Raw genomic sequence first — 20,859 nt, 5'->3', positions numbered from 1 at the left:
ATGAAGCCGCCATCTTGCGGCGCCATGGCCTACCCCAAAAGATCCATGATCTGGCTTGAACACCAGACCATGAATGCGCGGACATGGCCTACTCTGAATCTTGATTCTTGGCTCTTTGGCCTGGGTCATGAGGTTCGTAGACTGAAGGCCATCCATCCAGGAAGCAGCGCACCATGAATATCCTCCATGTCAGTGCCAGCCCTCGCGGGCCAGCGTCAGAAAGCAACGCCCTCTCCCTCAAGATCATTGAATGCCTGCGCCAGCGGCATCCAGACGCCGAGGTGATCCAGCGCGGCATTGCCGCAAATGCCCTGGCACCGGTGGACGAGCCTTATGCAACGTCCCAGCAGTCCCTCGTGGACGTCTCGTCCGAGGGGTCGATGGCCCAGTCCGAGCGGCTTGTTCAGGAACTGGAGCTGGCCGACATTGTGGTGATCGCCACCCCTATGCATAACTACTCGGTGCCCGCGGCCCTCAAGCTATGGCTCGATCACATCGCACGGGTGCGCCGCACCTTCGATATCTCGGCCCAGGGCAAGATCGGCCTGTTGCAGGACCGGCCAGTGTTCGTCGCCATCGCCTCAGGCGGGCGGTTTTCCGGGGAGCGCGCGCACCAGCCGGACTTCCTGACGCCGTACCTGAAAACCATACTGGGCATGATCGGCCTGCATGACGTGACCTTCTTCACCGTCGAAGGCACCGCTTCCCGCCCGGAAACTCTGGCCCAGACGCGCCGCCAGACCGACCAGGCGCTGCACGATTATTTCGCCACCTGAACAGGACCCGCCGCCGGATGAGCACTTCGATCAAGGCCTTTTCACCGCTGGACGCCGGCGCCGCGGAGCCGATTTACCGGCAACTTTACTGGCGGTTCCGCAGCGCGATTGCCGACGGTTTGCTCAAACCGGGCGAACGCATACCCGCAGCCCGGGCCCTGGCCAAGGAGTTGGGGTTGGCCAGGGGCACCATCGACACGGCGTATTCGCTGCTGGCAGCCGAGGGCTATATCCAGGCCCGAGGCCAGGCCGGCACGGTGGTGGCTGAAGGGATCAAGGCCAGCCTGCCGGAGCGCCCCATGACGGCCAGCGACCACAATGCCGTGCGGCACAAGGCCGCCGTGTTGCCGTTTCAAATGGGGCTGCCCGCACTGGATGCGTTCCCTCGCAAGATCTGGTCGAAAATCGCCGCCCGCTGCGTGCGGGCCACCCAGGTCGCCGACATGGCCAACCCGTGCGTGTTCGGCCTGCACTCGCTGCGCACGGCGATTGCCAGCTACTTGCAGGTCGCCCGGGGCATCCACTGTTCGCCGGCGCAGGTCTTCGTCACCTCGGGCTATCGCAATACGCTGGGGCTGATCGCCCATGCACTGCTGGAACCGGGCGATCGGGTGCTGGTGGAAGACCCGGGCTACCTGTTCACCCGGCCGTTGCTGGATTACCTGAATATCAAGGCCATACCGGTGCCGGTGGACCCGGATGGCATGCAGGTATCCCGGGCCGTGCAACAGGGCAAAGGCGCCCGCGCCGTAGTGGTCACGCCGGCCCATCAAAGCCCGCTGTGTGTCTCGCTGTCCTTGCCCAGGCGCCTGGAACTGCTGGATTGGGCGAGTCGCCAGCAGGCCTGGATCATCGAGGACGACTACGACGGCGAATACCGCTACGTGAGCCGCCCGCTGCCGGCCCTCAAGAGCCTGGACCGCGACGGCCGAGTGCTGTACGCCGGAACCTTCAGCAAGGTGTTGTTCCCCGGCATCCGCCTGGCCTATCTGGTGGTGCCGGCAGCTCAAGTGGAACGCTTCGAACATGTCAGCCAGACCTTCCTCGGGGGCTGCCCGGAGTTGACCCAGGCGATCGTCGCAACGTTTATGACCGAGGGGCATTTTGCGCGGCATATCCAGCGCATGCGCAAGCTCTACGGTGAGCGTCGGGAGGCCACCGCCAGGGGCTTGCGCAAGGCCTTGGGCGAGCATATTTCGATTGACGCCCAGCCGGGCGGGATGCACTTGATCCTGCGCCTCAATGCACAACAGTCAGACCGCCTGTGCGTGGAACGACTGACGCAGGCCGGCATTTATGCCGAAGCCTTGAGCGACTGGAACATTCAAGGCCAGACCGGCCCCGGCCTGCTGCTGGGCTTTGCCAATATCGAGTCCGAGGCCATCGCCGAAGCCCTTGGAAAACGCATCCTGGACGCACTCATGGCCTGATCCGCCAGCCGGTTCTTGGCTCTTTTGCCCACCGGCGAGTGGCGCCATGCTGGACAGCCTGTCCTCACCCGCCTGGAATGCCCATGCCCACTCCCCTGCGCAGCCTTGCAGTTTTCTGCGGTACCAATTTCGGCTTCAACCCGCGCTATGCGGATGGCGCCCAGGCCCTCGGCCGGGAAATCGCCCGGCGCGGCATACGCCTGGTCTACGGCGGCACCCACAAGGGCTTGATGGGCGTGGTGGCGGATGCTGCGCTGGCTGAAGGTGGCGAAGTCATCGGCGTGATCACCCAGTTACTGCATGAACGCGGCCATTCCCACGCCGGGCTTACCCACCATGAAGTGACTCAAGACATGCGCAGCCGCAAGACACGCATGAGCGACTGCGCCGACGGTTTCATTGCCTTGCCCGGCGGGCTGGGAACCCTGGAGGAGTTGTTCGAGGCGGCCACGCTGACCCAGGTCGGCGAACACCACAAGGGCGTGGCGTGCCTGAATACGGCGGGGTTCTTCAACCCGCTGCGCGCCCTGCTCGATCACGCTGTGCAGGAAGGCTTCATGAAGGTCGAACACAGCCGGATGCTGATGTTCAACGAAGACCCCGGCGCCCTGATTGATGCCCTGGAGCAGTGGCAGGCGCCGGTGGTTTCCAAGCTGATTGAACCGATGGCGAACTAACGTTTTTCGGCCTTGGCGATGCTGCTCCCGAATCCTTTCGCCAAGGCCTTTTTATTTACCACTGATAGGTCGCGCTGGCCTGCACGGTACGCTGTGAGCCATACCAGCACCACGAGTAGGAATAGCAGGACGCGACGTACTCTTTATTCGCCAGGTTGGTGGCGTTCACTGCCAGGCGCAGGTTGTCACCCTGACGATTGATGTGCGGGATGTCGTAGTGCACCGCTGCATCGAACAAGGTGTAGCCCGGCACCTTCAGGGTGTTGGCGGTATCGCCCCAGGAAGAACCGACATAGCGCGCACCGGCGCCTACGCCGAAGCCCTTCAGCGTGCCGTCGTGCAGGGTGTAATCCGCCCAGGCCGACGCGGTATGACGTGGTACGGCGTAGGTAGTAGTGCCTTCGGCAGCCACCGCCGGGCCGACACCGATGTCGCTGATGGGCGCATAACGCACGGTGTTGTTGGATTTGCTGATGCGGTTATCCAGGTAGGCATAGGCCGCAGTGATATCCAGGTTGTCGTTCAGGCTGGCCTTGCCTTCCAGTTCAAACCCGCGGGATTGCACTTCACCGTCCTGAATCTGGCAGCGGGAGCCGTTGCACAGGTGGGAAGCGTCCGGGTCCAGCGTCGGTACGTTGGTCTGGCGCAGGTCGAAAATGGCAGCCGTGATGAAGCTGTTGCTGCCCGGCGGCTGGTACTTGATGCCGATTTCCGTCTGCTTGCCCTCGGTCGGCTGGAACGTCGAACCGCCGTAGCCCGTGCCGGATTGCGGCTGGAAGGATTCCGAGTAGCTGACATACGGCGCCAGGCCGTTATCGAACAGGTAGACCAGGCCCAGGCGGCCGGTGAAGGCCTTGCTGTCCTGGGACGACTTGGTCTTTTTCTGGGTGGTCATCGCCAGGGTACTGTTGTCGGTGCTGGCCCAGTCATAACGCCCGCCCATCAACAGCACCCATTTGTCCCACTTCATCTGCTCTTGCAGGTACACCCCCGTTTGCTCGCTGCGCGAGGTGGCGTCGCTGGTGTACGCCGGCACCGGCACGGCCGCGCCGTAGACCGGGTCGAAAATATCCAGCGTAGGCCCTGCCGTGTACACGCCGCTGCCCGACTTGGTGTCGGTGCTGGTGTTCTGGTAGTCGGCGCCCATCAGCACGGTGTGCTGCAACGGCCCGGTGTCGAATTTGGCCTGCAACTGGTTGTCGAGGGCATAGGCGTCGATGTTCACGTCGCTGGCGATGGTCGAGCGGCGGATGGTGCGGTAATCGCTCTCCAGGTAGTTGCTGTAGAGGCTGCGGTATTGCCCTTCGCTGCGCAGGTAGCGCGCATTCTGGCGCACGGTCCAGACATCGTTGAAGTGATGTTCGAAGGCGTAGCCGATGGAGTAATACTCGCGGTCGCTCTTCTCGAAGTTTTTCTCGCCGTCGTAGAAATCCACGTCGATCTTGCGCCCCGTCGGGCTGTGCAGCACCGAGCCCCAGGCTGGCATCGAGCCGTAGGACGCGCCCTTGGGGTCCTTCTGGAAGTGCCCGAGCAAGGTCAGCGAGGTATTCTCGTCCGGGCGCCAGGTGAAGGCGCTGGACAGGGATTGACGCCGGGTTTCGGTGTGCTCGATCTGCCCGTCGGCATCGTCGAACAGGCCGGCAACGCGGTAGGAATACACGCCTTGGTCGTCCAGCGGGCCACTCAAGTCAAAGGTCGTGCGCTTCTTGTTGAAGGTCCCGTACTCGACGCCGACTTCATGGAACGGCGTGTCGAGCGGGCGTTTGCTGACCATGTTGATCACGCCGCTGGGGGTGCCCTGCCCGTACAGCACCGACGCCGGCCCGCGCAGCACTTCGACGCGCTCCAGGTCGAAGGCGTCTTTTTGCGGCAGGGCATCCCGGCTCGACGGCATGCGCAGGCCGTCGAGGTAGGTCGCCGGGGTGAAGCCACGGATGGTCAACTGGTCGAGACGCGAGGCGGTGGAGCCACGGGTTTCCGGGATCACGGCAGCGCTGTAGCGCAGGATCTGGTTGAGGCTCTCGGCGTTCTGCGCGCGCATCTGGTCCTTGGTGACCACGGAGATCGACTGCGGGGTTTCGATCAGTGCGGTGTCGGTCTTGGTGCCCGACAGGCTGCGGGTGGCCACGTAGCCAGACACCGGGCCGGTGGGGCTTTCCGACGGGTACGCGCCGCTGATGGTGGTGGCCTGCAACTCCATGGCGCCATCGGTGTGCGGGATGGCTTCGAGACGGTAGCGGTCGTCGGCGATCTTCAGGGCTTGCAGGCCGCTGCCGGCCAACACTTGGGCCAGGGCGGCGTCGGTATTGTATTGCCCGTTCAGGCCATTGCTGCGTTTGCCGCGGGTCAGGCTCGAATCAAAGGCCAATACCAGGCCCGCCTGTTCGGCGAGGCTGTTGAGGGCCTGGCTCAGGTCACCGGCGGGAATGGAGAACGCAGCGCTTTCAGCCGCGTAGGACGCTTGAACGGTCAGCAGGGGTACGGCGGCAAACGCCATCGCCACTGAAAGGGTCAATGGCTGTAAAGGACGAGCAAGGCGCGACATGAGAAGTCCTGGGAAATGGGGGTTCTATTAGTCATGACGGCCATGTCGGAAAATCGGGTATGAATGAGAGCAGTTTTTATTCAGACTTTTTACAGCGGCTTGATCACCACCACCAAATCCGTGAAGTACTCCACCTTGATCGGCAGGTTATCGGCCAGTGACGCCAATGCCGCGCCGGTGTCGTCGAGCTTGAATACCCCGGACACGCGCATCCCTTGCAGCGCCTGCGGATCAAAGCGCACCAGCCCATGGCGGTAACCGGCGAGGGTTTGCAGGACCTCGCTCAGGGGTTGGTCGTCGACCTTGAGCAAACCACGGGTCCAGGCGTCCGGGTCGGCGTTGCCGATGGGTTGTGGGGTGCCGGCACGGCCGTCCTGGAGCGTGGACTTCTGCCCCGCCGGCACTTTCACGTCGCCCGCAACGGTGCCTTTGACGGCCACGGTGGACTCGATCACGGTGACCACCGTCGCGCCATCCTCGGCCTTGCGCACCAGGAACCGCGTGCCCAGCGCCGTGGCCGTGCCCTGGTCGGTGTGCACCACGAACGGCCGTTGCGCGTCCTTGGCCACCTCGACCCACATCTCGCCCTGCAACAGTTCGATCACCCGTTGGTGGCCGTCAAACTTCACGTCCAGTGCCGAGTTGCTGTTGAGCTGCACCTGGCTGCCGTCGGTCAGTGCCACCTGGCGCCGTTCGCCCACGCTGGTGCGTTGGTCGGCCATCCACACCGGCAGGCGCTCAATCCCGGCCCAGCCGCACAGCAACACACCCAACAGCGCGACGGCCTGGGTGCTGCGGGCGGCAAACCTTGTTTTCTGTGGGGCAAATGCACGGTTCAGGGCCATGCGCGCCGGGGCGGCGGGCAACTCGTCGAGGCTGCCCCACAGGCTGCGCATGCGCTCGATGGCGACGGCATGCCGTGGATCGGCCTGGCACCATTTCTCGAAGGCTGCGCGGTCGGCCTCGGTCACGTGGTCGTCGTGCAACAACGTCAGCCAGCGGGCGGCTTCACTGATGATCTGCTCGGAACTCACGACAGCGGGTCCGCCCCGTGCAGGGTGTGATAGCAATGCACCAACGCACTGGAGATGTAGTTCTTCACGGTGCTGGAAGACACCTGCAGTTGTTCGGCGATTTCGCTGTAGGTCAGCCCGTCGAGGCGACTGAGCAGGAATGCCTCACGGGCCTTGGCGGGCAGGCCGATGAGCATTTCGGCAATGCGTTCCAGGGCCTGCAGTGCCACATGAATCGCCGCCGGGTCCGGCATGCCGGCATCTTCGCTCTGGATCGCCAGGGCTTCCATGTAGGCCTTTTCGATGCGCCGCCGACGCGCGCCATCGATCATCAAGCGCCCCGCCGTGGTGGCCAGGAAGGCGCGGGGTTCCTTGATGGTATGGGGGTCGGCCAGCAGCAGGATGCGGATAAACGCGTCGTGGGCCAGGTCGGCGGCATGTTGCGAGCAGCCGAGTTTCTTGCGCAGCCAACCGTGCAACCAGGAATGATGGTCGCTGTAGAGGGTGGTGATGGTCTGCTGGCGACGGGCTATATCACCATCAGCTACAGGAAAGTCATGCATGCGCAAAAATTTCTCAAACAAGAAAGATTACCAATTGCGCGAACGATGACAGTAAAACGAAGGGGGAGCAAGGATGGAGTGATGGGTTGCAATGAATCTGCGACTTGCTGTGCCCACCTTGAAAGCGACCAGTGCGCACGCGACACTTCTGCGACTCATACAAGGACATCACCCATGACAACCTTCGCCAACACGGTCTCTACCCGCGAGGCCTATCAACTGCTCAAGGACGTGGCATTAGAGGTTCGAACGCTGAAACCCGTCAGCTCCAGCGACGAGCAAATGGTTGTCGACATCGACGGCTGGCAGGTCACGCTGTCAACCTGCGGGACGGCTCTGGAGTGCTGCCTGCGCTGTATTGCACCGGATAACAGGCAAGGTTCACTGGACACCTGGCAACGTTACGGCACCAATCCGCTCGATCTGATGAGCCTGTGGGAGCGAACGCAGCTGCAGCGCCTGGTGCATGCAGCCTTCGTTCGCTGAACGTGCCCTTTGCCCGCAATCACCCACTGCGAACATCAAACACTTTACGGATTAACGCCAGCTCCAGGAAACCCCGGTGTAAACCCCCATGCCATCCCCCGGCGTCGACCGCGCCACATCCAGCCCCTTGTCGTCATAACCCGGCGTGACCGTGTTCGCGTAACGCCGGTTGGTCAGGTTGCGCAGGTCGACCCAGGCTTGCCAGTCGTGCTTCGGCGCGTCGTACCCGAGCGTCGCGCCGAGCAGTGTGTAGGCCGCCGCGTAGTAGGAGTTGGCGTAGTCCACCGCGACCCGCGATGAATGTTCGCCATTGAGGCTGGTGTAGAAACCGCTAGGGTGGCTGTAGCGCAATTGCGCCTGGTAGTAGTGCCTGGGGATGCCGGGCAAGGTGTTGTCGCTGAAGCGGTCGTCGTTGCGGTAGTGGAAGTCGCTGTAGGTGTAGGCCTGGCGCAGGGCGAGCTGGCCCGTGCGGCCACCGTCCCACAGCGGGCTGATCAGGCTCAGCTCCAGGCCTTGGTGCACGGTTGGGCTGGCGTTGGATTCGGCGATTATTGCGGACGTGGTGGACGTCGCGGCCTGGGTTTCGACGCTGAGCAGTTCGTGGCGCACCTCGGAGCGGTACAGCGCCAGGTCCCACTGACCGAACCACGCTTCACCGCGACCGCCGACTTCCAGGGTGGTGGCGGTCTGGTTTTTCAGCTTCACCCCTTCACGTTGCAAACCGCTGGCCGGGCCGCTGCCCACGGGGAAGTACTTGTTGGAACCCCAGATCATCGACCACGCATGGGGCGGTTCCACCGAGCGACTCAGGTTGCCGTACACCTGCAATTGGGGGCTGAAGTCGTAGCGCAGGCCAACCCTGGGCGCGTAATCCCAATCGTGCTGGCTGACGGGTGTGTGGGTCTGCGGGTAGCTGACTTCGGTTTCACGACGGGTATAGATCGCCGCCAGCCCGGTGGTCAGCCAAAGGTCCGGCAGCAGTTCCAGGTCGTTGCCGATATGCAGCACGGTGTCCGAACCCAGGTAGCTGTAGTCGCGGGTCTTGGTGCCGGGTGTGTAGCCCGCCGTATTGCCGGTGGGGATCCGCACGAATTCCGAGCCACCGTTGTTCGGCATCGCCTGGGTGGTGCGCAGGCCGAGGGTGGTCTTGCTGTCACGCCCGAACAATGTGTCCTGGCGGATGTAATTCAGGGTGCCGCTGACGTCGGTGTAGGCAACCTTGAGACGGTTGGTGCCCTCGCGCAGGTCCATCGGGTAATCGTGATACGCCAGCCCGACCTCGACCCGGGCGTTGTCGTCCAGGTGCAGGGTGGTTTTGTTGGCGATCCAGGTCGAGCCCGGTTGCGTGCGTTTCGAGTCTCGCGCCACGTTGAGGCTGGCGGCGGCGCGCGGGTCGTGGCTGATCTGGTCGCGGGTCAGTTTGCCGGGGGAATCGTTGTCGGTTTCGCGGTAGCGAAAGTAGAAGCGGGTTTCCAGGTCGGGGTTGAAGCGGTAGCCGAAGTTGGCCGCGATGCCCTTGCCGCTGCCGGCGCTGTGGTCCTGGAAACCGTCGTATTGCGAGTCGGTGAGGCTGATGTAGTAGTCGGCATCCCCCAGCACCTGGCCCGAGCTGATCTCCCGCTGGCCGTAGCCATGGCTGCCGGCTTCGTAGCGTACTTGCAGCCTGGGCGCGTCGTAGCCGGTGTGGGTCACGTAATTGACTGCCCCACCCAGGGCCAATGCGCCCTGGTCAAAACCGTTGGCGCCACGCAGCACTTCAACGCGGCTGAGCCACAACGGGTCCTTGAGTTCGTAGGGCGTGCCACCCGGGCCGGTCAGTGGCAGGCCGTCGAAGGTTTCATACAGGCCGGAAGCGTGGGCGCCTGGGCCCCGGTTGATACCCGAGCCACGGATCGAAAGCTTCACCCCTTCGTTGTTTGCCGCCTTGGCATAAACACCGGCCTGGTACTTGAATACGTCCTCGTTGGTGCTCACCCGCCCCTGATCGACGCTGCCCATGTCGATGTAGTTGGTAGCGCCGGGCACGCTCTTGAGCTGGACCTCGGCCAGTTCGTCGGCGCTGAGTTCGGCGCTGCTGACTTCGACGGGTGCCAGTTGCAATGTGTCGTCAGCCTGGGAAACCGGGCTGAAGCTCAGGGCGGCGCCAAAGCCCAGCAAGGGCCAGGCTTTTCGGGAGGTGAACGGAAACGCGGGGGGCATGGGGGTAAATCCTTGGAATTCGTTTTTGCGACGGGCTCGGTCCGGCACAAGGTCTGTGGTGGGAAGCCCGTGAAGCGCGGCGGGTCACCATTGATGAACGCACAGGCCCCCATCGGCGTTAAGTCCAAAATAGAATTACCAAATGCAAACTCAGTATTTATGGAAATAAGCGGCACCGATTACTGTAGAGCCATTGAGTCCCCAGAGATTTACGTCATGCAAACATCCGCCACCGTCATCGATTTCACCCTCCACCGCAAACGCCGCCAGGCTCGCGCAGCGGCTGAACTGATGTGGGCGATGTATGCGGCACGGGCCGGGGTCGCGCTGTTTACCGCACACGTCACCACGTCCAGCGATACCCGCCGGGCGTGAGGCGATGAATTTCCTGCACGCGATACCCGAAGTGCCCGACCTCCCCACCAAACCCAAGGACTGCAACAGCGGCGACGATGACGCCATCGGCCAGTGCGTCGCGCAGAACTTGCAGCGCCTGCGCAGTAAACGCTACCTGTCGCTGGATGCCCTGGCGCGCAACTGCGGCGTAAGCCGGGCGATGCTCGCGCAGATCGAGTCCGGGCGCAGCGTGCCGTCGATCAAGGTGCTGTGCAAGATCGCCAAAGGCTTGAAAGTGTCGGTGGCGGCGTTCCTGGAAAATCGAGCGTTCGAAGGGGTTGAGCTGCTGCCGGCGCAACAGAGCAAACGCCTGGTGAGCGCCGATGGCAGCTTCATCAGCCGGGCGCTGTTTCCCTACGATATGGCGCGCCAGTCGGAGTTCTACGAGATACGCCTGAAGGCCCTCGGCGAGGAGATTTCAGAAGGTCACGGGCCCGGGATCCAGGAAAACCTGGTGGTGGCCCAGGGCGTGCTGGAAGTCAGCGTCAACGAGGAACGCTACCTGCTGTCCACCGGTGATTCGATCCTGTTCTACGCCGACCAGCCCCACCGCTACCGCAACCCCGCAGACAGTGAGGCGGTGGCGTTCCTGGTGATCACCTACCCGGAACGCCTGGACTGAAACGCAAAAAGCCCCGGCACACGCCGGGGCTTTTTGATTTCACGCCAAACCAATCAGCAGGTGCAGCACATCATCGGCATGCCGTTGCAGCTCATCATCATCGGCATGGCGCAGTCGTTCATCATCTTCATCATCAGCATGCAGCAGTTGTTCATCATGTCCATGCTCATGCCAGGCATCGGCATCATCTTGCAGATCATGCAGTCGGCTTCCATCTTGCATTCCATGACGCACTTCATCATCGGCATAGGCATGCCCATCGGCATCATCATCGGCATGTTCATGGTCGACATGCTGTTCATCATCGCCATGCCGTCTTCAGACATGCACATCATCGACATGTTGGCGCACTGCATCATCATCGGCATGCCGCAGTTCATCATCATCGCCATCATTTCGGCGTTGTTCTTGAACATCGCCATGTCCATGCCAGCGGCCGGCTTCATGGTGCACATCATGGCCTCGTCGGTCATCTTGCAGGTCATGGTTGCCATCATCATCGGCATGCCCATCATCGGCATCATCGGCATCGCGTTGTTCATTGGCATCTGCATGGCGTTCATCATCTTCGAAACTCCGTAATCGACAGGAAATGAGTAAGTTCTGGGGCCGATTCTAGAGAGGCCGCACAACGGCGCAAGACGCTGGCCCAGCAGCAGGAATAGACGCTGCATGGGGATTTCCCGGGGCGCGGCAGCGGATAATTCCGCGATGACAGATGCTTTGGCGTGATCACGCCGGCCGGCTCCGCTATCCGGGCCAAACCGGCGCGAAGGATATGCGATTGGGGAATGGCCCCCAATCAGAAGGAAATAAACGATCTAACCACGGTAGAAATACCCGCTCATTCGGCGAAGAAGCGGTTCGCCGGACGCGGCAGCCCGAGGTTTTCCCGCAGGGTAGAGCCTTCGTACTCGCGCCGGAAGATCCCGCGCCCCTGCAACTCGGGCACCACCCTGGCCACAAAGTCATCGAGCCCGCCCGGCAGCCACGGGAACATGATGTTGAAGCCATCGCTGCCCTCTTCTTCCAGCCACTGCTGCATCTCATCGGCAATACTATGGGCGGTGCCGACAAACGAGAGACCTGCATAACCGCCAAGACGCTGGGCCAATTGGCGCACCGTCAACTGTTCGCGATCAGCCAGCGCCAGTACCCGTTCGCGGGAGCTCTGGCTGGCGTTGGTTTGGGGAATCGCCGGGAGGTATTGGTCGGGATCAAACTTCGTCGCGTCGGTACCCAGCGCGATCGACAGCGAGGCAATCGCACTTTCGTAATGCACCAGGCTGTCGAGATGCGCACGAATCCGCCGCGCATCTTCCAGCGTATCGCCGACCACCACAAACGCCCCGGGCAAGATCTTCAGATGGTCGGGATGCCGCCCCACCGCCAGCATCCGGCGCTTGATATCGGCATAGAATTTACGCCCTTCCTCGAGCGTGCCGGGCGCCACGAAGATCACCTCGGCGGTTTCTGCCGCCAATTGCCGGCCGGGCTCCGAGGCGCCGGCCTGCACGATCACCGGCCAGCCCTGCACCGGGCGGGCAATGTGCAGCGGGCCGCGCACATTGAGGTAGCGGCCCTGGTGATTGAGGGTGTGCAGCTTGTCGGGGTCGAAGTACACACCGCTGTCGGCATCGCGGATGAAGGCATCATCGGCCCAACTGTCCCAGAGCCCGGTGACCACATCGTAGAACTCACGCGCACGGGCGTAGCGCTCGTCGTGGGCATAGGCCTGCTCCAGGCCGAAATTCTGCGCCGCATCCGGGTTGGCAGTGGTGACGATATTCCAGCCGGCGCGGCCGTTGCTCAAATGATCCAGGGACGCAAAGCGCCGGGCAATGTGGAACGGCTCGTCGTAGGTGGTCGAGGCCGTGGCTACCAGGCCGATGTGCTCGGTGGCCTGGCTCAGGGCCGACAATAAGGTGAACGGTTCGAAGGAGGTGGCGGTGTGGCTGCGCTTCAACGCGTCGATGGGCATGTTGAGCAGGGCCAGGTGGTCGGCCATGAAGAACGCATCGAAACGCGCTTTCTCCAGGGTCTGGGCAAACTGCTTGAGGTGCGTGAAGTTGAAGTTGGCGTCACGGTAAGCGCCGGGATAGCGCCAGGCGCCGGTGTGGATGCTGACCGGACGCATGAACGCGCCCAGCTTCAGTTGGCGTTGAGTGGTCATGGAAAGCCCCTGATCGAGAGGGGCCCAGCATCGGATGGGCGAACGGCGTCTGTCTAATAACCAAAGGATCTGACTTATGCCTGCGCGGATCGGCTGTTGTAGTCCGCCAGAAATTCTTCCGAGGCGACATGGTCTGCCATGCCCCGCAGCTGCGCGGCCGAATCATGCCCCAGCACCTCCTCTACCCGGTTATTGGCCGCCGCCCAATACACCAGCGCCTCACTGAACAGCGCTTCGCCCTTGGGCGTGAGCACGCAGCGTTTGGTGCGCTTGTCCAGGGCATCCGGGCGCAGCTCGACAATCCCGTCGCGCACCAGCGGCTTCATCGCATGGGTCAGCGCCGACATCAGGATCGCCAGGCGTCCGGCCAGCTCCTGCAACGTCGGCCCTGCCTGCTCATCCACCGCCGCCCACCGGGCGATTTCACCCAGCAAGCCGACCTGCGTAGCCTTCAGGCCAATCGGCGCCAGCGCTTCGTCATACAGTTGGCCCAGCCGTCGGGCGGCACGGCGCAGTGCGTTGTTGGTGCATGCCACGTCACCCAGCAGGCTCAAAAGGTCGGCGCGGGCATCAGGCTTGTCAGTCTTGTGTGTTGGCATTTTCAGATCCTCCATGCCGGTAGAATGATTGAGTACTAAACCATTGACAAGGACAAACGCCAAGCCTATAACTTGAGCCCTCAACAATATTGGTTGAGTACTCATCTATTGGAGCCGTTCATGTCGACCCCTGCTTCCACAAAAATTGCCCTGATCACGGGTGCTTCTTCAGGTATTGGCGCTGTGTATGCCGACCGATTGGCAGCCCGTGGCTACGACTTGATCCTGGTCGCCCGTCGTGAAGACCGCCTCGAAGCCCTGGCGGCGAAGATCACTCAAGCCTACGGGCGCCAGGTCCAGACCATCGGCGCCGACTTGGTAAACCCCGCGGACCTGGCCCGTGTTGAAAGCCTGCTCGCCGGCAACCCGGCGATCCAGGTGCTGGTGAATAACGCCGGCCTGGCCCGCCTGCATCCGCTGGCTCAATCCTCGGTCGAGGATTCCACGACCCAGATCGCCCTGAACATCACCGCCCTCACCCGCCTGACCCACGCGGCGCTGCCGGGCATGCTGGTGCGCAATGAAGGCTTGATCATCAACGTGGCATCGGTGTTGGGCGTGCACTCGCTGCCGGTCAGCTCGGTGTACAGCGGCACCAAGAGCTATGTCCTGGCATTCAGCCGTGGCTTGCAATCGGAACTGGCGGAAACCGGGGTGAAGGTGCAGATCGTGTTGCCGGCAGCCACCGCTACCGAGATCTGGGACGCGTCGGGCATTCCGCTTTCCGCCCTGGAACAGGAGTCGGTCATGACCACCGAAAACCTGGTGGACGCGGCACTGGCCGGGCTGGATCAGGGTGAGACGATCACCTGGCCGTCGGTGGCCGATGGTTCGTTGTGGGAGACCTATGATGCGGCGCGTGGTGCGTTGTTTGCGGCCACGCAAACAGGCAAGCCGGCGCCCCGGTATGGGATTGTCTGAGGCGCCAGCCGGTTTTATTGAATACCGATGGAAATGCGCCGCACAGTCTGCTCCTCACGGGGCAGGCTGATGTCGCCTTCGTAGGTGCACTCGCGGCCGGTGCAGCTGTTTTCCACGGTCACCGGCGCAAGGCTTTTGACCGGAAAGCGCGGCTTGGGCTCAGCCTGCGGCGTGAGCGGTACAGCGCTGAGGACAGGTGCCTCGTAGGTCAGGTCCAGGCTGGACGCGTGGGCCTGGGTGGCCAGAACGGCGAGCAGTGCGCTCGCCATGACAGTCCTTGTAAACAACATCGAAATCTTTCCGGGCAGCAAAAAATGAAGGGGCAATGATAACCCCTTGAGCTGCCGGGTTGAAGTCAACGTGCCTGGACGGCAGGTTCCAGCACCAATACGTTGGAGGGGCCCGCACGGAATGTCGGGTTGTGCTTCGCGGCTTCCAGCATGTGCGGCGCTGCGTGGTGATCCTTGAGCGCCGCCTTTGAAGCCCACGTCTCGATCAACACAAAACTGTCGCTGTTGCCCTCGACCGGATGCAGGTCGTACTGGATGCAACCGGCTTCGGCCCGGACCAGCGGAGCGAGCCCGGCAAAGGCCGCCAACTGGTCCGCACCCCGGCCAGGCTGGGTATTGATGATGACGACAAGCCGCACTTCATCGGACATAAACAGCACCGTTATCGATAAGGAAATTGAGGCGCCACAGTAAGGGATGCCATTCTCTGGCGCTATGAAAAATCTATCAGTAAGCTACTTTCACTGATTGGATTGAGTCAGCACTCAAGCCCTCCCCCTTTTCTGCACCCGGCGATAACCACGTGATCGAAGTAACCGAAGTTTCCATTGCCCAGCTGCGCACTGCGCTCGAATCCGGCCAGACCACGGCGGTTGAACTGGTCGAGGCTTACCTCGCCAGGATCGACGCCTACGACGCCCCCACGACTGCCACCGCGCTCAACGCGGTGGTGGTGCGCAACCCGCAAGCGCTGGAGGAAGCCCGGGCATCCGACGCACGCCGGACCAGCGGCACAACCCTGGGCCCGCTCGACGGCATTCCCTACACGGCCAAAGACAGCTACCTGGTCAAGGGCCTCACCGCCGCTTCCGGCAGCCCGGCTTTCGCGAACCTGGTTGCCTACCGCGATGCGTTCACCATCGAGCGACTGCGGGCAACAGGCGCCATTTGCCTGGGCAAGACCAACATGCCGCCGATGGCCAACGGCGGCATGCAGCGCGGCGTATATGGCCGGGCCGAGAGCCCGTACAACGCCGACTACCTCACCGCACCGTTCGCCTCGGGCTCCTCCAACGGCGCCGGCACGGCGACTGCGGCGAGCTTCGCGGCGTTTGGCCTGGCGGAAGAAACCTGGTCCAGCGGGCGCGGCCCGGCGTCCAACAATGGCCTGTGTGCCTACACCCCGTCCCGTGGCGTGATCTCGGTGCGCGGCAACTGGCCGCTGACCCCGACCATGGACGTGGTCGTGCCTTACGCCCGGACCATGGCCGACCTGCTTGAAGTGCTCGACGTCGTGGTCGCAGAAGACCCCGACACACGCGGCGACCTGTGGCGGATGCAACCCTGGGTGCCAATCCCCGGCGTCGCCTCGGTACGCCCGCAGTCCTACGCAGACCTGGCCGCGACCGGCGATGCACTCGCCGGCAAACGCTTCGGCGTGCCGCGCATGTACATCAACGCCGACCCCGAGGCAGGCACCAGCGACGCCCCGGGAATCGGCGGCCCTACTGGCCAGCAAATCAAAACCCGGGCCTCGGTGATCGAGCTCTGGGAAGCTGCGCGCAAGGCACTTGAAGCCGCCGGCGCAGAAGTGGTCGAGGTGGATTTCCCGCTGGTCTCCAATTGCGAAGGCGATCGCCCGGGCGCACCGAAAGTGTTTACCCGAGGCCTGGTGTCCAAGGAATTCCTCCACGATGAATTGTGGGAACTGTCGGCCTGGGCGTTCGATGATTTCCTGCGGGCCAACGGCGACCCTGCGCTGAACCGCCTGGCGGATGTCGACGGCCCGAAGATCTTCCCCCACGACCCCGGCACCCTGCCCAACCGCGAAGACGACCTGGCCGCCGGCATGGACGAATACGTGCGCATGGCCGAGCGCGGCATCACGCCGTGGGACAGGATCAGCACCGTGCCCGACGGCCTGCGCGGCCTGGAACAGACACGACGCATCGACCTTGAAGACTGGATGGATAACCTGGGGCTGGATGCGGTGATTTTTCCGACAGTTGCCGACGTAGGTCCGGCGGATGCGGATGTGAATCCCGCGTCGGCGGATATCGCCTGGAGCAACGGAGTGTGGGTCGCCAACGGCAACCTCGCCATCCGCCATTTGGGCGTGCCGACAGTGACGGTGCCCATGGGCGTCATGGCCGACATCGGCATGCCGGTGGGGCTGACATTTGCCGGCCGGGCGTATGACGATTCGGCGCTGCTGCGATTGGCATCGGCCTATGAGTCGACGGGCAGCAAGCGCCTGGTGCCGCCGCGCACGCCGGCGCTGGTGGCTCGTCAGGACTGATTGATTTCGCTGCTGATCTTGCGCATCAACCGATCGGCTTCCGACCCGGGTTCAAATCGAAAGCCACGCATCTCATCGAGGAGCAGGCAATCGCTGATGGCCTCCCAAAGTTGCTCCTGGGTCGGCTTGTTGCGCAACAGTATGTATGAAAGCAGCAGGCGTTCGATGGGAACGCCTCGAATACAGGCCGTTTCAATGATTGCCAGCAGGATAAAGCGCAGTCGAACTTCCCGCTCCGTGGGCCAAACCGTTTTTCGCTTACCCAATGCCGGGCCTCAGTGTCAGGAAAAGCGTGAGGCTATGGCCCAGAGGGGTGGCGTTTCAAGCGCTGCATGGGGAGAAAGCCCTGCTCCTACACAAAACAGGGAAAAAGCTCACGAAATCACCCCGCAGATCAACAGCCTTTCACACACGCTTGCCCATCAACGGATCACTGATGCTATGCGCCCCCGTCTCGATTCGCCCCGCCACCCGCCGCACCCAACCATGCTCGTCGCGTAGCTTGAAGTCATACCAGCCTCCATTGGGCTGGCAGGAGAACGTGCGCTGCACACGACCGCCGCCCGCAATCTCGAGCAGCCACGGCCCCTGCTTGGTGTAAGGGCAACGCTCGATGGTGATTGAGGCCGCACGCTTGCCGGGGTTGACCAGGGTCAGCAGCAAGGTGTCGCCGTGATACGCCAGGGATAACTCCGGCTCGCGACGCTGCAGGTGCCCCTTGAACGAACGGTGGAACCCATTCGGCCCCAACAGCCAGAGCTTGTAGGCGCCCGCGACTTGCCAGGTGTCACTGAGGTGTTTGCCGGCTTCCACCGTGTAGCGGCGCGGTACCTCGTCCAGGTGCAGGCGGTCGTAGACGTGGAAGACCACGCCCTGTTCGCCATTGTTGAAGAAGTCCAGGCTCACCGAACTGGCGCGACGGTCAACCGAGCCTTCAACGTTCAACTGGTACGGCAGCGCCCGGGATGGCCGCGCCATTCGCGCCTGGAACGGCGCCTGTTGCTGGCCCACCGTCGGCAGGGCGACCTGGGGCAGTTGCTCCTGGCGTTGACGCAGGGAGTCGGCGGCCTGGCGGCTGATAGTGTGCAGCGGCGGCAGGGTCTCGGTGTTGGGGTTGACGAAGTTGAAGGCCGAGGTGAGGTCGCCGCACACCGCCCGGCGCCAGGCGCTGATATTGGGTTCGCGCACGTGGAAACGCTTCTCCAGAAATTGCAGCACGGAGGTGTGATCAAACGCCTGGGAATTGACCCAGCCACCACGGCTCCACGGCGACAGCACCAGCATCGGCACTCGCGGCCCGGGCCCGTACACCCCGCCGTCCGGCGCGGGTTGCTGGCTAGAGCCGGGCGGTGCCGGGTGGGTGAAGATCTCGCTGTCGAACTTCACCGTGGACTTTCCGGCAAAGCTGCCATCCAGGCGCTTGGACGGGGCTGACGGCGACGGCACGTGGTCGAAGAAACCGTCGTTTTCATCGTAGTTGACCAGCAGCACGGTCTTGCTCCACACGTCCGGGTTGGCGGTCAGTGCCTTGAGGATTTCCTGGGTGAACCAGCCACCCTGCACCGGGCTCGAAGGCCCGGGGTGTTCGGAGTAATCGGCCGGCGCCACCAGCCAGCTCACCTGTGGCAGGCGCCCGTCGTTCACGTCCTTGCGAAAGCCCTGGATGATCGATTCCAGGTCGCTGCCGCTGACCGCCGGCAGGGTGTTGCCGTTGCCTTTGTACAACGGCACGCGGGCGTTCAGTTGATCGCTGTAGGGCACAAAATCCTTGAAGTCTTTCGGTGGCACGGCGGGGTTGCCGGCCGCGACGCTGGCCGCACGAAACTGGCGAAACCCGGCCAAGGGGTTGTCGCCAAAGTTATCCGGCAGGTACTGGTAAACCTTCCAGCTCACACCCGCTTCTTCCAGGCGCTCGGGATAGGTTTTCCAGGTGTAGCCCACGCCCACCGCGCCGGGGCCGTCCCATTCGTTGACCACCGCCGCCACATTCGCACCGGTCGGGCCGTTGGTGCCGGTCCAGTGGAACAGCCGATTGGGATTGGTACCTGCGTGTACCGAACAGTGGTAGGCGTCGCACAGGGTAAAGGTGTTGGCCAGGGCGAACTGGAACGGCACTTCCTGCTCACGGTAGTAACCCATCGAGGTGGGTGTCTTGAACGTTGGCCAGGCGTTCATCCGGCCGCTGCTCCAGGCGGCGTGCTCATCGACCCAGGAATGCGGCGTGCCGCTGACCCGCTGCGCGTTGCCACGGGAGCTGTCCAGGTGATAGGGCAGGATCCGCCGTCCAACGCCCTGCTGCTCCCACACCCGGTGCCCGCCCGGCAGTGGAATGGTGAAGCGGTCACTGAACCCGCGCACACCCGGCAAGGTGCCGAAGTAGTGATCGAAGGAGCGGTTTTCCTGCATCAGGATCACCACATGTTCGACGTCCATGAGGGTGCCGGTGCGGTTGTTGGCGGGGATCGCCAGGGCCTGGCGAATGGAGTCGGGCAACAGGGTGTAGGCGGATCCGATGGCAGCTGCTTGCAACAACGTTCTGCGTGTAAGAGTCGGCATAAGACGATTCAATCCCTTGAAGTTCTGGAGCGAAGCTCAGGACAAAATAGGGACTCAAGGCGACAAAGAAATGACATCGCTCGAATCGCGCTCGACCTGCCCCACCTGGTACTCCCTCGGCGTACACCCGAACTCGCGCTTGAACACCGTGTGCAGGTACTGGGCGGATTTGAACCCGCAGTCATAGGCAATATCCGCAATCGCGGCCCTGGTATTTTCCAGGCTGGAAACCGCAGCCGCGAGTTTGAAGCGCAGGATTTCATCGTGGACGCTGCGGTTCAGTTCACTGCGAAAATGCGCTTCCAGGGACGACCGCGACACGCCGACGTAGTTGGCGACCTGGGCGGTCTTGATGCCCTGGCAGGCGTACTGGCGAATGAAATGCAGCGCTTGCATCACGTAGGGATGGCCGAGGGGTTGGTGCAGGCTTGAGGTCTGCACATTGACCGCTTCCGGCGGCACCAGGATCTGGCTGCCTGCCGAAGGCATGCCGTGCAGCATCTGGTGCAGCAGGCGCGCGGCGGTGCGGCCCATTTTTTCAGTGCCCTGGATCACCGAGCTCAGCGGCACGCGGGTCAGGGTGCGGGTCAAGGGGTCGTTGTCGATGCCGATCAGTGCCACTTGCTCCGGCACCGGGATGCCGGCGGTGAGGCAGGCCTGCAGCAACTGGCGGGCTCGGGCGTCGCTGACCGCGATGATGCCGATGGGTTTGGGCAGGCTGTGCAACCAGGCAATTTGTTGCTCCACCGCCGAGTCCCACAGCGGCGCGCTGGTGCCGAGCCCGCGATACACCTCCACCGGCAAGCCATCGCGCTCCAGCAGGCGGCGGAAGGCTTTTTCGCGCTCCTGGGCCCAACGGTTGATATCGGCTTCAGGCAGGCTGAAACAGGCAAAGCGCGTCAGCCCGGCTTCGATCAGGTGTTCATAGGCCAGCTTGATCAAAGCAAAATTGTCAGTGGCCACATACGGAGTATGCCGTGGGTAAGCCCGCTCATCCTCATAAGACCCGCCCACCGCCACCACCGGCACATGCACACCCGCCAACGCGGGGCCCATCGCCGGGTCGTCGAAGTCGGCAATGATCCCGTCGCCATGCCAGCGCTCGATACCCTTGAGCCGGCAGACGAAGTCCTCTTCCAGGAACAGATCCCACGACACCCGCGTACTGCTCAGGTAGTTGCCGATCCCGGTGATGATGCCGCGATCGTAGATCTTGTTGCCATTGAACAGCAGGGCAATCCGGTGCACAGGCGGGACAGTTTTCACAGGGGCGGCTCCATGCGATATGTCGAGCCACTATGCGCGTAAAACCACTCAAAATCGAACCCCGCTCTGGTGATTTTCATAATCGGTTGGCCGGGGGCCGTTGCTAGT

Annotated in this window: 20 protein-coding genes; 9 read left to right on the top strand and 11 right to left on the bottom strand. The window is 62.9% G+C overall.

Features of this window, described 5'->3' with window-relative positions; translation table 11 throughout:
- Positions 1-173: 173 nt before the first annotated feature.
- The 3 genes from HYE77_RS00580 (at position 174) to HYE77_RS00570 (ending at position 2,883) form a co-directional block, all read left to right on the top strand.
- Entirely contained in the window at positions 174-776 is a 603-nt protein-coding gene (locus tag HYE77_RS00580; protein WP_102369408.1) for an FMN-dependent NADH-azoreductase, read from the top strand.
- 17 nt (positions 777-793) lie between these two features.
- A complete protein-coding gene (locus HYE77_RS00575; protein WP_177068245.1) occupies positions 794-2,206 on the top strand; it encodes a PLP-dependent aminotransferase family protein in 1,413 nt (470 codons plus the stop codon).
- A 77-nt stretch (positions 2,207-2,283) separates the two neighbouring features.
- Positions 2,284-2,883, top strand: a complete 600-nt coding sequence (locus HYE77_RS00570) for a TIGR00730 family Rossman fold protein (RefSeq protein ID WP_177068244.1) — start codon at positions 2,284-2,286, stop codon at positions 2,881-2,883.
- A 55-nt stretch (positions 2,884-2,938) separates the two neighbouring features.
- Here HYE77_RS00570 and HYE77_RS00565 read toward each other — a convergent pair whose 3' ends face one another.
- The 3 genes from HYE77_RS00565 to HYE77_RS00555 all read right to left on the bottom strand — a co-directional run bounded on the left by HYE77_RS00565 (position 2,939) and on the right by HYE77_RS00555 (position 7,004).
- Positions 2,939-5,428 (bottom strand): TonB-dependent siderophore receptor, encoded by a 2,490-nt coding sequence (locus HYE77_RS00565; RefSeq protein WP_177068243.1) that lies wholly within the window; start codon positions 5,426-5,428, stop codon positions 2,939-2,941.
- Between the two features lie 89 nt (positions 5,429-5,517).
- On the bottom strand, positions 5,518-6,462 hold the full coding sequence (locus HYE77_RS00560) for a FecR family protein (RefSeq protein WP_008435992.1): 945 nt from the start codon (positions 6,460-6,462) through the stop codon (positions 5,518-5,520).
- The gene (locus HYE77_RS00555) at positions 6,459-7,004 is read right to left on the bottom strand and encodes a sigma-70 family RNA polymerase sigma factor (protein WP_003219688.1); all 546 of its coding nucleotides are present in this window, start codon (positions 7,002-7,004) and stop codon (positions 6,459-6,461) included. Before HYE77_RS00555 ends, HYE77_RS00560 begins: the two co-directional genes overlap by 4 nt.
- Before the next feature lie 174 nt (positions 7,005-7,178).
- Here HYE77_RS00555 and HYE77_RS00550 point away from each other — a divergent pair, with 174 nt between their 5' ends.
- Complete coding sequence (locus HYE77_RS00550; RefSeq protein WP_102605590.1) at positions 7,179-7,490, top strand: hypothetical protein; 312 nt, start codon at positions 7,179-7,181, stop codon at positions 7,488-7,490.
- Between the two features lie 51 nt (positions 7,491-7,541).
- On the opposite strand, the gene HYE77_RS00545 is transcribed toward HYE77_RS00550, so the two are convergent.
- Positions 7,542-9,689, bottom strand: coding sequence for a TonB-dependent receptor domain-containing protein (locus HYE77_RS00545; protein ID WP_177068242.1), 2,148 nt, complete (start codon positions 9,687-9,689; stop codon positions 7,542-7,544).
- Positions 9,690-9,905: 216 nt separating this feature from the next.
- On the opposite strand from HYE77_RS00545, the gene HYE77_RS00540 reads away from it, so the two are divergent.
- Genes HYE77_RS00540 through HYE77_RS32865 form a run of 3 tightly spaced genes read left to right on the top strand, consistent with a single transcriptional unit; the run spans position 9,906 to position 11,289 of the window.
- Positions 9,906-10,064 carry a hypothetical protein gene (locus HYE77_RS00540; RefSeq protein ID WP_003219684.1) on the top strand — a complete coding sequence of 53 codons (159 nt, stop codon included), beginning with the start codon at positions 9,906-9,908 and terminating at the stop codon, positions 10,062-10,064.
- A 4-nt stretch (positions 10,065-10,068) separates the two neighbouring features.
- Positions 10,069-10,707: a helix-turn-helix domain-containing protein gene (locus tag HYE77_RS00535; protein WP_008436005.1), complete on the top strand. Its 639-nt coding sequence runs from the start codon at positions 10,069-10,071 to the stop codon at positions 10,705-10,707.
- Between the two features lie 60 nt (positions 10,708-10,767).
- On the top strand, positions 10,768-11,289 hold the full coding sequence (locus HYE77_RS32865; RefSeq protein ID WP_177068276.1) for a hypothetical protein: 522 nt from the start codon (positions 10,768-10,770) through the stop codon (positions 11,287-11,289).
- Between the two features lie 262 nt (positions 11,290-11,551).
- Here HYE77_RS32865 and HYE77_RS00525 read toward each other — a convergent pair whose 3' ends face one another.
- Positions 11,552-12,880, bottom strand: coding sequence for an LLM class flavin-dependent oxidoreductase (locus tag HYE77_RS00525; protein WP_003219678.1), 1,329 nt, complete (start codon positions 12,878-12,880; stop codon positions 11,552-11,554).
- 74 nt (positions 12,881-12,954) lie between these two features.
- Positions 12,955-13,479: a MarR family winged helix-turn-helix transcriptional regulator gene (locus HYE77_RS00520; RefSeq protein WP_003219677.1), complete on the bottom strand. Its 525-nt coding sequence runs from the start codon at positions 13,477-13,479 to the stop codon at positions 12,955-12,957.
- A gap of 120 nt (positions 13,480-13,599) precedes the next feature.
- Here HYE77_RS00520 and HYE77_RS00515 point away from each other — a divergent pair, with 120 nt between their 5' ends.
- Positions 13,600-14,400: an SDR family oxidoreductase gene (locus HYE77_RS00515; RefSeq protein ID WP_003219675.1), complete on the top strand. Its 801-nt coding sequence runs from the start codon at positions 13,600-13,602 to the stop codon at positions 14,398-14,400.
- Between the two features lie 14 nt (positions 14,401-14,414).
- Here HYE77_RS00515 and HYE77_RS00510 read toward each other — a convergent pair whose 3' ends face one another.
- Both HYE77_RS00510 and HYE77_RS00505 read right to left on the bottom strand, forming a co-directional pair.
- Complete coding sequence (locus HYE77_RS00510; protein ID WP_003219674.1) at positions 14,415-14,669, bottom strand: hypothetical protein; 255 nt, start codon at positions 14,667-14,669, stop codon at positions 14,415-14,417.
- 86 nt (positions 14,670-14,755) lie between these two features.
- Positions 14,756-15,061 (bottom strand): putative quinol monooxygenase, encoded by a 306-nt coding sequence (locus HYE77_RS00505; RefSeq protein ID WP_003219672.1) that lies wholly within the window; start codon positions 15,059-15,061, stop codon positions 14,756-14,758.
- Positions 15,062-15,213: 152 nt separating this feature from the next.
- On the opposite strand from HYE77_RS00505, the gene HYE77_RS00500 reads away from it, so the two are divergent.
- A complete protein-coding gene (locus tag HYE77_RS00500) occupies positions 15,214-16,929 on the top strand; it encodes an amidase (RefSeq protein WP_177068241.1) in 1,716 nt (571 codons plus the stop codon).
- On the opposite strand, the gene HYE77_RS00495 is transcribed toward HYE77_RS00500, so the two are convergent.
- From HYE77_RS00495 to HYE77_RS00485, 3 genes are all read right to left on the bottom strand, one after another.
- On the bottom strand, positions 16,920-17,195 hold the full coding sequence (locus HYE77_RS00495; RefSeq protein WP_008436022.1) for a hypothetical protein: 276 nt from the start codon (positions 17,193-17,195) through the stop codon (positions 16,920-16,922). The genes HYE77_RS00500 and HYE77_RS00495 overlap by 10 nt on opposite strands.
- 139 nt (positions 17,196-17,334) lie before the next feature.
- Positions 17,335-19,485: a phosphocholine-specific phospholipase C gene (locus tag HYE77_RS00490; protein ID WP_177068240.1), complete on the bottom strand. Its 2,151-nt coding sequence runs from the start codon at positions 19,483-19,485 to the stop codon at positions 17,335-17,337.
- A gap of 54 nt (positions 19,486-19,539) precedes the next feature.
- Positions 19,540-20,751, bottom strand: a complete 1,212-nt coding sequence (locus HYE77_RS00485; RefSeq protein WP_003219663.1) for a DNA-binding transcriptional regulator — start codon at positions 20,749-20,751, stop codon at positions 19,540-19,542.
- Between the last annotated feature and the right edge of the window lie 108 nt (positions 20,752-20,859).

Source organism: Pseudomonas sp. IPO3774 (genome assembly GCF_013386835.1).
GTDB lineage: Bacteria > Pseudomonadota > Gammaproteobacteria > Pseudomonadales > Pseudomonadaceae > Aquipseudomonas.
Note: the sequence above shows the minus strand (reverse complement) of the source record. Positions and strands in the feature narration are given on the sequence as shown.

What these genes read in the sequence shown, in the direction of transcription:
- HYE77_RS00535 (WP_008436005.1), top strand. Translation starts at nt 10,069, where the DNA reads ATGAATTTCCTGCACGCGATACCCGAAGTGCCCGACCTCCCCACCAAA.
- HYE77_RS00505 (WP_003219672.1), bottom strand. Translation starts at nt 15,061, where the DNA reads ATGTCCGATGAAGTGCGGCTTGTCGTCATCATCAATACCCAGCCTGGC.
- HYE77_RS00555 (WP_003219688.1), bottom strand. Translation starts at nt 7,004, where the DNA reads ATGCATGACTTTCCTGTAGCTGATGGTGATATAGCCCGTCGCCAGCAG.
- HYE77_RS00570 (WP_177068244.1), top strand. Translation starts at nt 2,284, where the DNA reads ATGCCCATGCCCACTCCCCTGCGCAGCCTTGCAGTTTTCTGCGGTACC.
- HYE77_RS00575 (WP_177068245.1), top strand. Translation starts at nt 794, where the DNA reads ATGAGCACTTCGATCAAGGCCTTTTCACCGCTGGACGCCGGCGCCGCG.
- HYE77_RS00540 (WP_003219684.1), top strand. Translation starts at nt 9,906, where the DNA reads ATGCAAACATCCGCCACCGTCATCGATTTCACCCTCCACCGCAAACGC.
- HYE77_RS00525 (WP_003219678.1), bottom strand. Translation starts at nt 12,880, where the DNA reads ATGACCACTCAACGCCAACTGAAGCTGGGCGCGTTCATGCGTCCGGTC.
- HYE77_RS00510 (WP_003219674.1), bottom strand. Translation starts at nt 14,669, where the DNA reads ATGGCGAGCGCACTGCTCGCCGTTCTGGCCACCCAGGCCCACGCGTCC.
- HYE77_RS00565 (WP_177068243.1), bottom strand. Translation starts at nt 5,428, where the DNA reads ATGTCGCGCCTTGCTCGTCCTTTACAGCCATTGACCCTTTCAGTGGCG.
- HYE77_RS00490 (WP_177068240.1), bottom strand. Translation starts at nt 19,485, where the DNA reads ATGCCGACTCTTACACGCAGAACGTTGTTGCAAGCAGCTGCCATCGGA.
- HYE77_RS00520 (WP_003219677.1), bottom strand. Translation starts at nt 13,479, where the DNA reads ATGCCAACACACAAGACTGACAAGCCTGATGCCCGCGCCGACCTTTTG.
- HYE77_RS00580 (WP_102369408.1), top strand. Translation starts at nt 174, where the DNA reads ATGAATATCCTCCATGTCAGTGCCAGCCCTCGCGGGCCAGCGTCAGAA.
- HYE77_RS00545 (WP_177068242.1), bottom strand. Translation starts at nt 9,689, where the DNA reads ATGCCCCCCGCGTTTCCGTTCACCTCCCGAAAAGCCTGGCCCTTGCTG.
- HYE77_RS00515 (WP_003219675.1), top strand. Translation starts at nt 13,600, where the DNA reads ATGTCGACCCCTGCTTCCACAAAAATTGCCCTGATCACGGGTGCTTCT.
- HYE77_RS00550 (WP_102605590.1), top strand. Translation starts at nt 7,179, where the DNA reads ATGACAACCTTCGCCAACACGGTCTCTACCCGCGAGGCCTATCAACTG.